Origin of the sequence: Sandarakinorhabdus sp. DWP1-3-1, from assembly GCF_049896705.1 — a bacterium.
Taxonomy (GTDB): domain Bacteria; phylum Pseudomonadota; class Alphaproteobacteria; order Sphingomonadales; family Sphingomonadaceae; genus Sandarakinorhabdus.
The window spans coordinates 783,705-798,182 of record NZ_JAFCUV010000001.1; the positions used below are offsets into that span (position 1 = coordinate 783,705).

General features: G+C 66.7%; 11 protein-coding genes and 1 pseudogene. 9 read left to right on the top strand and 3 right to left on the bottom strand.

Annotated features, from left to right (window positions below; all coding sequences use genetic code 11):
- Window position 1 precedes the first annotated feature (1 nt).
- Complete coding sequence (locus tag ACP7AI_RS03675; RefSeq protein ID WP_426164192.1) at window positions 2–1,150, bottom strand: bifunctional 2-C-methyl-D-erythritol 4-phosphate cytidylyltransferase/2-C-methyl-D-erythritol 2,4-cyclodiphosphate synthase; 1,149 nt, start codon at window positions 1,148–1,150, stop codon at window positions 2–4.
- 81 nt (window positions 1,151–1,231) lie between these two features.
- Here ACP7AI_RS03675 and dusB point away from each other — a divergent pair, with 81 nt between their 5' ends.
- The 8 genes and pseudogenes from dusB (at window position 1,232) to chrA (ending at window position 11,408) form a co-directional block, all read left to right on the top strand.
- Window positions 1,232–2,248: a tRNA dihydrouridine synthase DusB gene (dusB, locus tag ACP7AI_RS03680; RefSeq protein WP_426164194.1), complete on the top strand. Its 1,017-nt coding sequence runs from the start codon at window positions 1,232–1,234 to the stop codon at window positions 2,246–2,248.
- Entirely contained in the window at window positions 2,245–3,327 is a 1,083-nt protein-coding gene (locus ACP7AI_RS03685) for a two-component system sensor histidine kinase NtrB (RefSeq protein ID WP_426164196.1), read from the top strand. Before dusB ends, ACP7AI_RS03685 begins: the two co-directional genes overlap by 4 nt.
- Complete coding sequence (ntrC, locus tag ACP7AI_RS03690; RefSeq protein WP_426164198.1) at window positions 3,324–4,757, top strand: nitrogen regulation protein NR(I); 1,434 nt, start codon at window positions 3,324–3,326, stop codon at window positions 4,755–4,757. Before ACP7AI_RS03685 ends, ntrC begins: the two co-directional genes overlap by 4 nt.
- Before the next feature lie 74 nt (window positions 4,758–4,831).
- Window positions 4,832–7,111 (top strand): ATP-binding protein, encoded by a 2,280-nt coding sequence (locus tag ACP7AI_RS03695; RefSeq protein WP_426164200.1) that lies wholly within the window; start codon window positions 4,832–4,834, stop codon window positions 7,109–7,111.
- Window positions 7,112–7,124: 13 nt separating this feature from the next.
- Complete coding sequence (locus ACP7AI_RS03700; protein ID WP_426164202.1) at window positions 7,125–8,525, top strand: sigma-54-dependent transcriptional regulator; 1,401 nt, start codon at window positions 7,125–7,127, stop codon at window positions 8,523–8,525.
- A 152-nt stretch (window positions 8,526–8,677) separates the two neighbouring features.
- A pseudogene (gene hfq / locus ACP7AI_RS03705) lies at window positions 8,678–8,908 on the top strand (RNA chaperone Hfq); the annotation flags it as partial.
- 17 nt (window positions 8,909–8,925) lie between these two features.
- Window positions 8,926–10,251 carry a GTPase HflX gene (gene hflX / locus ACP7AI_RS03710; RefSeq protein WP_426164204.1) on the top strand — a complete coding sequence of 442 codons (1,326 nt, stop codon included), beginning with the start codon at window positions 8,926–8,928 and terminating at the stop codon, window positions 10,249–10,251.
- Entirely contained in the window at window positions 10,248–11,408 is a 1,161-nt protein-coding gene (gene chrA, locus ACP7AI_RS03715; protein ID WP_426164206.1) for a chromate efflux transporter, read from the top strand. The genes hflX and chrA overlap by 4 nt, the downstream gene beginning before the upstream one ends.
- Here the strand turns inward: chrA and ACP7AI_RS03720 are convergent.
- Both ACP7AI_RS03720 and mazG read right to left on the bottom strand, forming a co-directional pair.
- A complete protein-coding gene (locus ACP7AI_RS03720) occupies window positions 11,392–12,510 on the bottom strand; it encodes an alpha/beta fold hydrolase (RefSeq protein ID WP_426164208.1) in 1,119 nt (372 codons plus the stop codon). The two genes, chrA and ACP7AI_RS03720, sit on opposite strands and share 17 nt — an antisense overlap.
- Window positions 12,507–13,295 (bottom strand): nucleoside triphosphate pyrophosphohydrolase, encoded by a 789-nt coding sequence (gene mazG / locus ACP7AI_RS03725; protein WP_426164210.1) that lies wholly within the window; start codon window positions 13,293–13,295, stop codon window positions 12,507–12,509. The genes ACP7AI_RS03720 and mazG overlap by 4 nt, the downstream gene beginning before the upstream one ends.
- 129 nt (window positions 13,296–13,424) lie before the next feature.
- Here mazG and ACP7AI_RS03730 point away from each other — a divergent pair, with 129 nt between their 5' ends.
- Window positions 13,425–14,474: a YeiH family protein gene (locus tag ACP7AI_RS03730; RefSeq protein WP_426164213.1), complete on the top strand. Its 1,050-nt coding sequence runs from the start codon at window positions 13,425–13,427 to the stop codon at window positions 14,472–14,474.
- Window positions 14,475–14,478 lie beyond the last annotated feature (4 nt).

Here is a 14,478-nt window from a genome sequence, read left to right on the forward strand (position 1 = left end):
TCTACGCCGGCAGTCGGACACTGGCCATCGCCTGGGCGGCAAGGCCTTCGCTGCGGCCCGTAAACCCGAGCAACTCCGTTGTGGTTGCCTTGACGCTGACGCGTGCGACATCGATGTCGAGGATGGCGGCCACGCGCGCTCGCATGGCATCTCGATGAGGTCCGATCTTGGGGCGTTCGCAGATGAGCGTGATGTCGGCGTGATCAATGTTGCCGCCGGCAGCGCGAACAAGCCCTGCCGCATGGGCGAGGAAGATGTCCGACGCGGCGCCGCGCCATTGCGGATCGCTGGGCGGGAAATGGTCGCCGATATCGCCGGCGGCGATCGTGCCGAGCAGCGCATCGGTGAGGGCATGCAGCCCGGCGTCGGCATCGCTGTGGCCGATGAGGCCGTGGCTGTGCGGGATACGGACGCCGCAAAGCCAGACATGGTCGCCAGGACCGAAGCGATGGACATCGAAGCCGCTCGCGGCGCGAGAGGATAGGGCAGGGCTAATCATGGCTTCAGCTTTGGCAAAATCCTGAGGCTCCGTCACCTTGAAGGCGCGTTCGTCGCCCGCTGCGACCGCGACGCGCAGGCCCGCGGCCATCGCGATCGCCAACTCGTCGGTGGCACCGGGTGCGGAAGCGCGATGGGCGGCGAGCAGCGCGGCGAAACGGAACGCCTGGGGCGTCTGGACACGAAACAGACCGTCCCGATCGACCGAGGTCTCGAAGTGGCGGCCACCCCGTCGCAGGCTGTCGACGACGGGCAAGGCCGGCACCGCGCCGTCGTTGGCAGGATCGTCAAGGGCGGCGAAAAGCGCGTCGATGACGGTTGCAGGCAAGAAGGCCCGTGCTGCGTCGTGTACGAGGACGATGTCGGGCGGCGACGCGGCGAGTGCCTCCAGTCCGTTCAGCACCGACTGTTGGCGTGTCGCGCCGCCAGCCACGGGCGTGGGCAGGGCAAGGCCCGTGAGCGCAGAATCGTAGAGCGTCCGGTCATCGGGGTTGATGACAACCGTCACGCCATCGATGGCAGGGTGGGCCTGCAGGCACTCGATGGCGTGGCGCAGCAGCGCCTTGCCGTCAACGGTCCGATACTGTTTGGGAATGTCGCCGCCGGCACGATGGCCTTTGCCGGCTGCAACGATGATGGCGTGTGTGGTCACCTGCGCCCTCTATCGCGCCCTTCGCTTGCCGAACAGGGGGAAAGCCGATATGGCCCGTGCCTGTTTTTTGGGCAGTTTCTCGTGACGCGCATCCATCCCATCCCGATCGGGCCGCTGACGCTCGACATGCCGGTCATCCTGGCGCCGATGACCGGCGTCACCGATCGGCCGTTCCGGACCTTGGTCAAGCGCTTCGGCGCCGGGCTGACGGTCACCGAGATGATTGCTAGCGAGGCAATGATCCGGGAGACTCGCCAATCGCTGCAAAAGGCCGCCTGGGATGCCAGCGAGGAGCCCGTTTCGATGCAGCTTGCCGGCTGCGATCCGGAACGCATCGCCGAAGCCGCCAAGCTCAACGAGGGCATGGGCGCCGCGATCATCGACATCAACATGGGTTGCCCCGTGAAAAAGGTGGTCAACGGTCATGCCGGCTCGGCGCTGATGCGTGAGCCCGACCTGGCGCGCCGCATCATCGAGGCGACGGTCAAGGCGGTGAAGGTGCCCGTCACGCTGAAGATGCGGATGGGCTGGGACCATGCCAGCCTCAATGCCCCGGAACTGGCGCGCGTCGCCGAAGACCTGGGCATCCAGCTGATCACCGTCCACGGCCGTACGCGTTGCCAGCTCTATTCGGGTTCGGCCGACTGGGCTTTCATCCGTCAAGTCAAGGATGCGGTCAAAGTTCCTGTTATTGCAAATGGCGATATCTGCTCGATCGCCGATGCCGAGATGGCGCTCGAACAGTCGGGCGCCGATGGCGTGATGATCGGACGGGGCGCCTATGGCAAGCCGTGGTTGATTGCGCAGGTGATGGCGGCTCTGACCGGGCGGCCGGTGCCGGCCGACCCGGCGCTCGCCGAGCAGCACGCCGTCGTGCGCGAACATTATGCGATGATGCTCGACCTGTATGGCGAGGTAATAGGCGTCAACCTGGCGCGCAAGCACCTTGGCTGGTACACCAAGGGGCTGCACGATTCCGGCCTGTTCCGCAATGAAGTCAACAAGCTGGGCAGTCCGGTCGCTGTGTTGGACATGGTCGATCGCTTCTATGCGGCGCTGATCGCGCACGATACGGACACCACGGCGCTGGCGGCGTGATCGCCGGTGCCGCGGAGATGCTGGCCGGCCTGGCTGTGCCGGCGATCCTCGTCGACCCCGACGGCGCACTGACCCAGGTCAATCTCGCCGCGGAAAATTTCCTCAACGCCAGCCAGCAGGCGTTGCGCGAACGCGGCTGGTCTGCGGCTTTCGGTCCCGACAGCGCCGTCGAGGGACTGGTCTCGCGGGCGCGCAGCGAAGGCGGCGGCTGCGCAGCCTATGACGTGCCGCTGCAGTTCAGTGGTGGCCGCACTGCCAGGGCCGATGTGCTCGTCTCCCCTGTCGGTGAGGCGCCCGAGTGGCTGACCGTCGCGTTCCAGACGCGATCGGTCGCGACGCTCGTCGACCGCCAGGTGCATCAGCAGGGCGCGGCGCGCTCGGCGGTCGGCGTCGCGGCGATGCTGGCGCACGAGATCAAAAACCCGCTGTCCGGTATTCGCGGCGCCGCGCAGTTGCTGGCCAGCGGGATCGATTCCGATGGCCGTGAACTCACCGACCTGATCGTTGCCGAGGTCGATCGCATCGCCAAGCTGGTCGATCGCATGGAGAGCTTCACCGACACCCGGCCGATGAAGCTGCGGCCGGAGAATATCCACGAGATCCTGGGCCATGTCCGCCGTGTTGCGGAGCGGGGCTTTGCCGCCGATGCCGTCATTCGCGAACGCTATGATCCATCGCTGCCGCTGGTCGCTGCAAACCGCGATGCCTTGGTCCAGGTCTTTCTCAACCTGCTGAAGAACGCCGCCGAAGCCTCTGGGCGCAAAGGCCGGATCTGGATCACCACGGCCTACCGGCCGGGTCTCAAGGTCCGTGCCGGCGGGGCGGCAACGCCGGTGTCGCTGCCGCTCGAGGTGCGGATCATCGACAACGGCCCCGGCGTCGACGGCGACCTGGTCGATCACGTCTTTGAGCCCTTCGTCACCACGAAGCGTGGCGGTTCGGGGCTGGGGCTGGCGCTGGTCGCCAAGATCGTCGCCGAGCATGGCGGCGTTGTCGAATATGACCGCGCAGGCGAGCCCGAGGAGACCATATTCCGCGTGCTGCTGCCGGTGACGCGTGAAAGCGGAGAACCAGCTTGACCGCCACGATCATCGTTGCCGACGACGACGCCGCCATCCGCACCGTCGTCCGCCAGGCGCTGACCCGTGCCGGCTACCAGGTGCGGCTCACCGAAACCGGCGCTGGCCTCGTCAAGCTGGTCCAGGAAGGCCGCGGTGACGTGGTGATCACCGATGTCATCCTGCCCGATGCCAACGGCCTCGATACGATTCCGCGGCTGCTGGCGCTTCGGCCGGGTCTGCGCGTCATCGTCATGAGCGCGCAGAATACCCTGTCGACGGCGGTTCGGGCGACCGAGCAGGGCGCCTTCGACTATCTGCCGAAACCCTTCGATCTCAATGAATTGATCCGATCGGTTGCAGCGGCACTGGAAGGACGCGCGGAAACCGACACTGGTGAATTCGGCGGTGACGACACCCCCCTGATCGGCCGGTCACCGGCGATGCAGGAGGTTTATCGCCTGATCGCCCGCGTCGTGCCCAATGACCTGACGGTCGTCGTTCTGGGCGAATCAGGCACCGGCAAGGAGCTTGTCGCACGCGCGATCCACGACATGGGACCGCGAGCGCATCACCCGTTTATCGCGCTCAACATGGCGGCAATCCCGCGCGAGCTGATCGAAAGCGAGCTGTTTGGCCATGAACGCGGCGCCTTTACCGGTGCGCAGGCGAGGGCCGCCGGAAAGTTCGAGCAGGCCCAGGGCGGCACGCTGTTCCTTGACGAGATCGGCGACATGCCGCTGGAAGCGCAGACGCGCCTGTTGCGTGTGCTGCAGACCGGCGAATTCACCTCGGTCGGCGGCAATCGCAGCCAGCGCGCCAACGTCCGCATCGTCTCGGCGACCAACCAGGATTTGCTGGCGCTGACGCGCGCCGGACGCTTCCGCGAGGATCTCTACTACCGTCTCAACGTCGTGCCGCTGACCTTGCCGCCACTCAGGGCGCGCAGCGAGGACGTGCCGGCGCTGGCGCGGCATTTTCTCGAGATGGCGGTCAATGAAGGGCTGCCGCGCAAGCAGCTCGACACGCACGCCATCGATGCGCTGCGCGGTCACAGCTGGCCGGGCAATGTCCGTGAGCTGGAAAACCTGATGCGGCGGCTGGCGGTCCTGGAGCGCGGTGACACGATCACGGCCGCCGCCGTCATCGCCGGGCTGGGGCAGGGCGTCATTGCGACCGCGCCGCCGGCTGTTGTGGACGGCGAAGGGCTGGGCAGCGCTGCGGCCGCGCATATCGCAGTTTACTTCGCTGGCTTCGGCAACCAACTGCCTCCAGAGGGTGTCTACGACCGGCTGCTCGCCGAGGTCGAGCGGCCGCTGATCAGCGCCTGCCTCGACGCGACCGGTGGCAACCAGCTGAAGGCGGCCCGCCTGCTCGGCATCAATCGCAACACGTTGCGCAAGAAGCTGACCGACCTCGGCCTCGACCCCATGGCGATACGCCGCAGCTGATCCATCGCCGTCTGTCGCAACGCCGACACGCCTGTGTTCCTTTGGCAACGCTTTTGCCGTAAGAGGTCACGCAGATGACACATGCCGTCGCATTTCCCGATCCGGGTGCCGCGCCGTCGCGTTGGCGACCGGTTCGGCGACGCCTGCAGCGCTGGACCCGGCGGGTCGATTTCTATCCGCGACTCGAGGTCGCTGCTGCCGTCCTGACCATCATCCTCGGCTGGTCGAGCTATGCGCTGCTGACCGGCGGGGCGGCGCCGGTGAACGGCGTGTCGCCGCGGCTGGTGACGCTGCTCGTCGTTGCCAACTTGTTGCCGCTGATGGTGCTCGTCGTACTGATCGGGCGGCGGGTGGCGATATTGCTGGCCAATCGTCGTGCCGGGCTGGCGGGGGCGCAGCTGCATATTCGCATGGTGGCGCTGTTCGCCGGCATCGCGGCGGTGCCCACCGTACTCGTAGTCATATTCGCGTCGCTGCTGTTTCAGTTCGGCGTGCAGTTCTGGTTTTCCGACCGGGTGAAGACCATTCTCGACGGCTCGAACGAAGTCGCCCAAGCCTATGTCGAGGAAAATCGGCAGCGGGTGGCCACCGATATCGTGCCGATGGCCACCGACATCGAGAATTATGCGCGCGAGTTCGGCCTGGGCAGCGAGCAATTCAGGGAAGGCCTGCAATATCAGGTGCAGGGCCGGAACCTTACCGAAGCGGCCGTTTTCAGCCGCGCATCCGACGGCCGTCTGACGACCATCGCCGCCAGCGGCATTCCGGCCGCCGATATCGGCCGGCGCCTGTCGGGGATCGACCTCAGCCAGGCCAAGGTCGGCATCGGCGTCGCGGTGGCCAAGGGCACCGACCGTATCGAGGCAGTGGTCGCCACCGAACCGAATTCGGACCGGTTTCTGTACGTCACGCGCAAGGTCGATCCCGTCGTGCTGGCGCGCGCCGCGCAGGCGGCAGGCGCACTCGGCGAATATCGTGCGCTGATCGAACGGTCACGGGTGATGCAGCTGCGCTTTAATCTGGTGCTGATGGGCGTCTCGCTGCTGACCCTGGCGGTGGCCGTCTGGTTCGCCCTGTGGCTCGCCAATCGCATCGTGGCGCCGATCTCGCGACTGGCATTGGCAGCGGAGCGCGTCGGTGCCGGCGATCTCGATGCGCGCGTTCCGGTCCGCGGGTCACCCGACGAGATCGGCACGCTGGCGCGGGCTTTCAACCGCATGACCGGCCAGCTGAAGGCGCAGCAACAGGCGCTGGTCGGCGCCAACCAGCAGCTCGACGTTCGCCGCCAGTTCACCGAGGCGGTACTGTCGGGCGTGTCCGCGGGCGTGCTGTCGATTTCGGCCAAGGGCGTTATCCGCGTCGCCAACCGCTCGGCAGCCGCACTGCTCGAGATGTCCGAGATCCAGCTGACCGGGCAACCGCTGAACCGGGTGGTGCCCGAGCTGGCGACCTTGCTCGAAGAAGCGCAGGCCAGTGGCGATGCCTCGGCCCAGGTTCGGATCGCCCGCGGCGCCGAGCTCCAGACGTTGTCAGTGCGCATCGCCGCGGAGAACGAGACCGACGGTGGCTTCGTGCTGACGTTCGACGACATCTCGGCGCAGCTGGCGGACCAGCGCCGCGCGGCCTGGGCCGATGTGGCGCGCCGCATCGCGCACGAGATCAAGAACCCGCTGACGCCGATCCAGCTCGCCGCCGAGCGCCTGCAAAAGAAGTTCGGCCGGCAGATCAGCGAGGATGCCGAGACCTTCGGCACCCTGACCGGCACGATCGTCCGCCAGGTCGGTGACTTGCGCCGCATGGTCGACGAATTCTCGGATTTTGCCCGGCTGCCCAAGCCGGTGTTCGCTATCGAAAGCCTGGAACGCATCGTCCGCCAGGCGCTGGTGCTTCAGGAAGTCGCCTATCCGGCGATTCGCTTTATCGCAGCAGGGCAGGCGGAGCCGCTGGTGTGCGACCGACAGCAACTGTCGCGCGCACTCACCAACCTCATCAAGAACGCGGCCGAATCGGTCACCGCCCGGATCGATCGCGAGACCGGCGAGGGGCAGCTGGCACGCGAGGGCTTGATCGACATCCTGATTGAGGATGATGAGCGCCGCGTCACGCTGACGGTCACCGACAATGGCATCGGCCTGCCGACCGAAGGCCGTGAGCGCCTGACCGAGCCCTATATGACGACGCGCGCGCGCGGCACCGGGCTGGGCCTGGCGATCGTGAAGAAGATCGTCGAGGACCATGGTGGTACGTTGGAACTGGGCGATTCCGCTGATGGCGGCGCCTTTGCACGCGCGCGCCTGTCACGCGCCATGACGGCAGACGCGCTCGACCCGGGCGCGCTGAAGATGACAGCCTAGGATGAAGCATTAGATGGCACTCGACATTCTGATCGTCGACGACGAGGCCGATATCCGCGACCTGATCGCGGGCGTCCTCGACGACGAAGGCTATGGCACGCGAACCGCCGGTGACAGCGACGGCGCGCTGGCCGCATTGGCCGAGCGGCGGCCGTCGCTGATCGTTCTCGATGTCTGGCTGCAGGGCTCGCGGCTTGACGGCATCGAGTTGCTCGACGAGATCAAGCGGCGCGAGCCGACCCTGCCGGTGGTGGTGATTTCGGGCCACGGCAACATCGAAACGGCCGTCGCAGCAATCAAGCGCGGCGCCTATGACTTCATCGAGAAGCCGTTTCAATCCGAGCAACTGCTGCTGGTGGTGCGCCGGGCGACCGAGACCGAGCGGCTGAAGCGCGAGTTCGAGGCGCTGAAGGAGCGCGTCGGTTTCGATACCGAGTTGACGGGGTCGAGCCCGCAGATCAACGCCGTGCGCGCGACGCTCAAGCGCGTCGCCGCCACCGGCAGCCGCGTGCTGATCACCGGCGCCGCAGGGTCGGGCAAGGAGGTCGCGGCGCGGCTGCTGCACCAATGGAGCCCACGCGACTCGTCGCCCTTCGTGGTCGTCAGCGCGGCGCGGATGACGCCCGAGCGGGTCGAGGAAGCGCTGTTCGGCGTCGAGGAGAATGGTCATCTGGTGCGATCGGGCCTGTTCGAGCAGGCCCATGGCGGCACGCTGTTCCTCGACGATGTCGCCGACATGCCGATGCCGACGCAGGCAAAGATCCTGCGCGTGCTGACCGAGCAGATTTTCCAGCGGGTCGGCGGGTCACGCTGGGTGCGCGTCGACGTCCGCGTCATCAGCGCGACGTCGCGCGATCTGGTTGCCGAGATCGCGGCGGGGCGGTTCCGAGAGGACCTCTACTATCGGCTCAATGTCGTCCCCGTCCGGCTGCCGTCGTTGGCCGAGCGCCGAGAGGATGTCGCCGAGCTCGTCCAGTACTTCCTGACGCGCTACGCCGCCGAACGCCGGGTGTCGCCGCCGACGCTGACCGACGATGCGATCGCGGCGCTGCAGACCTATGACTGGCCGGGCAATGTCCGGCAGCTGCGCAATGTCGTCGAGCGCACGCTGATCCTGGCGCCGCCTGAGCGGATGGCCAGCCTCGACATCGACATGCTGCCGGCGGAAGTCACGGCAGAGCCGGCAAAGCTGGTCCCGGGACAGGCGGTGCGTTCCATCATGGGAACGCCGCTGCGCGAGGCACGAGAAGCTTTTGAGCGCGAATATCTCCGCGCCCAGATCCGGCGCTTTTCGGGCAATATCTCCAAAACTGCCGCCTTCATCGGCATGGAGCGGTCGGCGCTGCATCGCAAGCTGAAGGCGCTCGGCCTGTCCGATGGCCCGTTGGAAGATACCGAGGCCGACATCGAGTAATCGGCGACCTTGGTCATTCGCCCCATTGAGAAGCGGCCGTCGCCACCCTATCCTTTGGGTGTCGCGCCTTTCCGGTGCGGCAGCCGACGCCGGGCAACGAGGCGATCGCGGTGGGAAACCTGCCGCCAACAAGATTCGGAAAGGGGCTTACCATGGCCGACAAATCCAACAGCCTGCAGGATGTCTTTCTCAACGCCGTCCGCAAGACCAAGACGCCGGTCACCATGTTTCTCGTCAACGGCGTGAAGCTTCAGGGCGTCATCACATGGTTCGATAATTTCTCGGTGCTGTTGCGCCGCGACGGACATTCCCAGCTGGTGTACAAGCACGCGATCTCGACGGTCATGCCCGCATCGCCGGTGCAGCTGTTCGATGCCGAAAAAGACGAAGGCGATACCGATTGACCTCATCACATCCTGCCGGGGGGCAGATCTGGGACGATAGCAAGGGCGTACGCTTCGGCGCGCCTACGGTCGTCGTGTTGCCGGTGAAGGAGGCCAAGGGCGGCGTGCCGGCGATCCGTTCGCCTGAGGCGCGCCTGGCCGAGGCCGAAGGGCTGGCGCAGGCCATCGCTCTCGACGTCGTCCATTCGGAAGTCGTGAAGCTGCGCGGGGCAAGCGCGTCGACCCTGTTCGGCAAGGGCCAGATCGAGCGGCTTGCGGCTGCGGTCGCGGCGCATGACGCGCAGCTCGTAGTCATCGATGGTGCCGTCTCGCCGATCCAGCAGCGCAACCTCGAAAAGCATCTCAAGGCCAAGGTCATCGACCGCACCGGCCTCATTCTCGAGATCTTCGGTGAACGTGCCAGCACGCGCGAGGGCACGCTGCAGGTCGAGCTGGCACATCTCCAGTATCAGGCGAGCCGCCTGGTGCGGTCCTGGACCCACCTCGAACGGCAGCGCGGCGGCTTCGGCTTCATGGGCGGCCCCGGTGAAAGCCAGATCGAGACCGACCGGCGGCTGATCCGCGATCGGATCGTGCGCTTGAAGGCCGAACTCGAGGATGTGCGCCGCACCCGCGGGCTGCATCGGCGGCAACGGCAGAAGGCGCCATGGCCGGTCGTCGCGCTGGTCGGCTACACGAATGCCGGCAAATCGACGCTGTTCAACCGTCTCACCGGCGCCGAGGTGCGGGCCGAGGACCTGCTGTTCGCCACGCTCGACCCGACGATGCGGGCGATCAAGCTGCCCGGCCATGACAAGGTCGTGGTGTCCGACACTGTCGGCTTCGTTTCCGACCTGCCGACGCAGCTCGTTGCCGCCTTTCGCGCAACGCTGGAGGAAGTGACCGAAGCTGACCTCATCGTCCATGTCCGCGACATCTCGCACCCCGACAGCGAGGCCCAGGCTGCCGATGTCGCCGGCGTGCTGAGCGGGCTGGGCCTGGCTGACGAGTTGAAGCGCGTGCCGTTGCTGACGGTCTGGAACAAGATCGATGCGATGGACGCGGAGGAACGCCAAGCGCTCGCCGGCCGGGTCGGTGACGATGCGGTGATGGTATCGGCACTGACCGGCGAAGGCCTCGACGCGCTGCGCGAACGCATGGACATATTGCTGCGCGCCGGCACCCATGTGCACGAATTCCAGCTGGGGGCCGGTGATGGGCGGCGGCTCGCCTGGCTGCACGAGCATGGCGAGGTCATCGGGCGCAGCAGCAATGACGACGGCATCGCCCTGCAAGTGCGATTGAGCGACGCCGATCGGGAACGTTTCGCAGCGCTGAGGTGATCGGTCCGGTCTTCTGGACATTCCTGCGTCTGGGAATGACCAGTTTCGGCGGGCCACTCGCCCATATCGGCTTTTTTCGCCGCGAAATCGTCGAGCGTCGGCGCTGGCTCGATACCGACGACTTCACCGAATTGCTGGCAATCTGCCAGTTCCTGCCCGGGCCGGCATCGTCGCAGCTCGGCTTTGCCATAGGATTGCGCCATGCCGGCCTCGCCGGCGGCATCGCGGCCTGGGTGGGATTCACGCTGCCATCGGCACTGCTGATGTATGCGGCGGCGTGCGGCCTGGCGACGCTGGCGGGGCCGGTCGGCTCCGGGATCATACATGGGCTGAAACTTGCCGCAGTGGCGATCGTCGCGCAGGCGGTGTTCGATATGGCGCGCACGCAGGCGAGCGACGCCGTCAGGCTGGGTTTAGCGGTTCTGGCGGCGATCATCGTCGCGCTGCTGGGTGGCGGTTCCGGGCAGTTGCTGGCGATCGTCGTCGGCGCGCTGCTGGGCCGATGGCTGTGCAATGCGCCGGGCCATTTTGCTACCGCGCCCGCGGCCGGCGTCTCCCGCCGGGTTGGCGTCGCGGCATTGGCATTGTTGATGCTGCTGCTTGTCGGCGGGCCGATCCTGGCGGCGGCCGGCTGGCGCTGGGCCGGGCTGTTCGACGCCTTCTACCGGTCGGGAGTGCTGGTGTTCGGCGGCGGTCATGTCGTGCTGCCGATGCTGGAGGCGCGGGTGGTACCGTCGTTCGTCTCGGAGGAGGCGTTTCTTGCCGGCTATGCCATCGCACAGGCGCTGCCCGGTCCCTTGTTCGGCTTTGCGACTTATCTCGGCGCGCTGGCGACACCCGGCCCTGGCGGTGCCATCCTGGCGACAGTGGCGATCTTTTTGCCAGGACTGCTGCTGGTGCTCGGCACGGTGCCCCATTGGGACCGGCTGCGAGGCCGAGCCGGGGTACGCGCGGCGATCCGCGGTGCCAACGCCGCGGTCGTCGGCGTGCTCGGCTGGGCCCTCTTCACACCGGTCGCGACCAACGCCCTTGTCGGTATTGTCGAAGTGATCGTTGCCGCCCTGGCCCTGCTGGCGCTCGTGCGATATCGGCTGCCGCCGCTCGTCGTCGTGATGGGCTGCGCCGTCGCCGGCGTCGCCATTACACTGCTGCCATGAAGCCGAGGATGGCGCGAACGACGTCGTCGGGGCGCTCCTGCTGCACCCAATGGCCGGCACCCTCGACCAGTACCGTGCCGCGATAGTTGCTGCACGCACGCCCTTCCATGGCGGCGAGCGCTGCCGGGCGCTGGTGAATGCCCCAATCCCGCGCACCGGCGATGAAAATGCAGGGCACGTCGATGCGGCGCCCGGCAAACAGACGCTCGCCAAGATTGCGGCCGTCGATGGTTGCGCGATACCAGTTCAGCCCGCCCTGGAAGCCGGTGCGGACATACTCGCCCGTATAGACTGCCAGTTCGGCGTCGGTCAGCCACTGACAGGCTGCGATCTCTACGGGCGACGGCATCATTGGCGCGACGGTCGCCGCCATGCCGGCGGCGGCATCCATGATGTAATAGGTGGGCATCCGGGCCAGCTCGGCTGCCGTCCAGGCCGCGAGCGGGAAGGGGACGTTACCGGCCCAGTCACCGCTCTTGGCGTGGTAGTAGGCGCGCAGGAACGCCGACAATCCTTGCGGCGCCGCGTGCATGTCGGCATCGGCATCCCGGGTCGCATAATAGCCGACATAATGCTTGCGCGGACGCGGCAATGCGGCGAGTTGCCGGTGGATCTCGTCGGGCACCGCAGTGGCGGCGAGGCGCGGCGTTCCGGGGAAGGGGGCGCTCATCAGCACCGCGGCGCGGAACACGTCCGGACGGGCGATCGCACACCAGGCGGCCACCGGCGAGCCGAAATCATGGCCGACGACGGCGGCAACCTCCCGCCGCCCCAAGGCATCGACCAGCGCCAGTGCATCGGTAGCGAGGCCGATCATCCGGAAAGGATCGAGATCGACGTCATAACCCGGCGGCCAGCCCGTCGTGCGGCCAAAGCCACGCTGATCGGGCGCCACGACATGATAGCCTGCGGCGGCGAGCGCCGGCATGACATGCCGCCAGCTGTAAGCAAGCTCTGGAAAGCCGTGGAGGAGCAACAGCATCGGGCGGCCGCTGTCCTCATATCCGGCTTCGAGGACATGCATCGACAGGCCGTTGACGTTGTGGACATGCCGTGCGCGAACACCGGGTGGCAGGAGCGCCGCGGATAGGGGCTCGATCATGCCCGTTCGCTCGCCTTCACCCGCTGCCAAAGCGCCTCCTGAGCATCGAGATCGAGATCGGGAAAGCTGGCGCCCGCGAGGGTCTCCATGGCTCGAAAGCGGCGCTCGAACTTGGCACTGCCGGCGCGCAGCGCGTCCTCGGGGTCGATGCCCTGGCGGCGCAGCAGATTGACGATGACGAACAACAGGTCGCCGGCTTCCTCGCGGCGGTGATCGGCGTCGATGGCTGTGTCGAGCTCGGCGAGCTCCTCGTCGACCTTGGCGCGGACATCGGCAATGTCGGGCCAGTCGAAGCCGACGCGGGCGGCGCGCGACTGCAGCTTTTCGGCGCGCATCAATGCGGGCAGGGCGAGCGCGACGCCGTCGAGCGCCGAGACCGGCTTGTCCGCGACGCCGGCAGCGGCGCGCTCGGCTGCCTTGATGGCCTCCCATTCCAGCTTCTGCGCGCCGGCATCGGTCGCAGCGGTGCCGGTGCCGAAGATGTGTGGATGGCGACGTTCCATCTTGTCGCAAACGGCGGCGACAACGTCGCCCAGGGCAAAGTGGCCGGCTTCCTCGGCCATGCGGCTGTGAAACACCACCTGAAACAGCAGGTCGCCGAGTTCCTTCTTCAATTCCGGCATGTCGCCGCCGGCGATGGCCTCGGCAACTTCATAGGCTTCCTCGATCGTGTAAGGCGCGATCGTGGCAAAGTCCTGCGCCAGGTCCCAGGGACAGCCGTTGTCGGGATCACGCAGCCGAGCCATGATATCGGCAAGACGTTCGAGCGAGAGGGGCACGGCCATGGCGGGGATGTGCCGGAAGGCGTCGCCGGAGTCACCCCCTTCGTCGATGATGTTATCCCGATAATATATATTATGTTAAATAATATCAGCCTTGGCCGTAGCGCGCCGGTGGCTTAACGACTTCGGGCGATGTCGAACCGCCCCATTCCCCAGGCCGCCGACCTGTTCGGTGATATCGAACCGACGCCAAAGGTCGGGCTGACCGGCTATATTCCCGGCCTGATGGTCGCGGGCCTCGCCACGATGGCGGCTGCGACGCTGACCAGCCGCTACGGCGCGCCGCTCACGCTGATGTCGCTGCTGATCGGCCTGGCGCTGAACTTCCTGTCGGCCGACAGTCGCTTGACGCCGGGCCTGACGCTGGCGGCACGTGAGCTGCTGCGTTGGGCGATCGTCCTCGTCGGTGCTCGCATCACCTTTGCCCAGATCGTCGCACTTGGCCCTGAGGCGCTGGTGATGGTCGTCGTCACGATCGCCGCGACGATCGCCACCGGTGCCATTGTTGCGCGCACGATGGGCTTTACCATGCCGTTCGGTATCCTTTCGGGCGGCGCTGTCGCCATCTGCGGTGGCTCGGCGGCCATGGCGTTGTCGGCGACACTTGGCGAAAGCCGCGTCCGCCAGGCCGAACTGACCCTTGTACTGGTCGGCATCTCGGCCATGAGTTCGCTGGCCATGGTACTGTACCCACCCGTCGCCCATGCGCTGCAGTTCAGCGACGCCCAGGCCGGCTATTTCCTCGGTGCCTCGGTCCATGATGTCGCCCAGGCATTGGGCTCGGGCTATGCCTTTTCGCCCGCCGCCGGGGAGACCGCGACGATCGTCAAGCTGGCGCGGGTCGCGATGCTGGCGCCGGTGCTGGCCATCATCGCGTTGTTGTTTCCCGCGAAGCTAGAGGTCACCGGCGGCGCCAGGAAGCCGCCGCTGGTGCCGTGGTTCGTGCTCGGCTTCTTTGCTGTCGCCGGTGTCAATTCGACAGGCGTGATTCCGGCGCAAGTTTCCGGTTTTGCAGCAGAAACCGCGGCTGTCATGCTGGCGGTCTCGGTCGCTGCAACGGCAATTCGGTCGCCGCTGGCGGAGATCATGAAGTCCGGCCCCCGCCCGCTCGTCGCTGTGGTCGCCGCCTCGGCCACGGCCTTTGCGCTGGCGCTGCTCTATGCCTGGCTGCGGATCGCCTGAGACT

Bases quoted from the DNA above. Each gene is read 5' to 3' on its own strand.
- ACP7AI_RS03695 (WP_426164200.1), top strand. From the start codon at position 4,832: ATGACACATGCCGTCGCATTTCCCGATCCGGGTGCCGCGCCGTCGCGT.
- ACP7AI_RS03700 (WP_426164202.1), top strand. From the start codon at position 7,125: ATGGCACTCGACATTCTGATCGTCGACGACGAGGCCGATATCCGCGAC.
- ACP7AI_RS03720 (WP_426164208.1), bottom strand. From the start codon at position 12,510: ATGATCGAGCCCCTATCCGCGGCGCTCCTGCCACCCGGTGTTCGCGCA.
- mazG (WP_426164210.1), bottom strand. From the start codon at position 13,295: ATGGCCGTGCCCCTCTCGCTCGAACGTCTTGCCGATATCATGGCTCGG.
- ACP7AI_RS03730 (WP_426164213.1), top strand. From the start codon at position 13,425: ATGTCGAACCGCCCCATTCCCCAGGCCGCCGACCTGTTCGGTGATATC.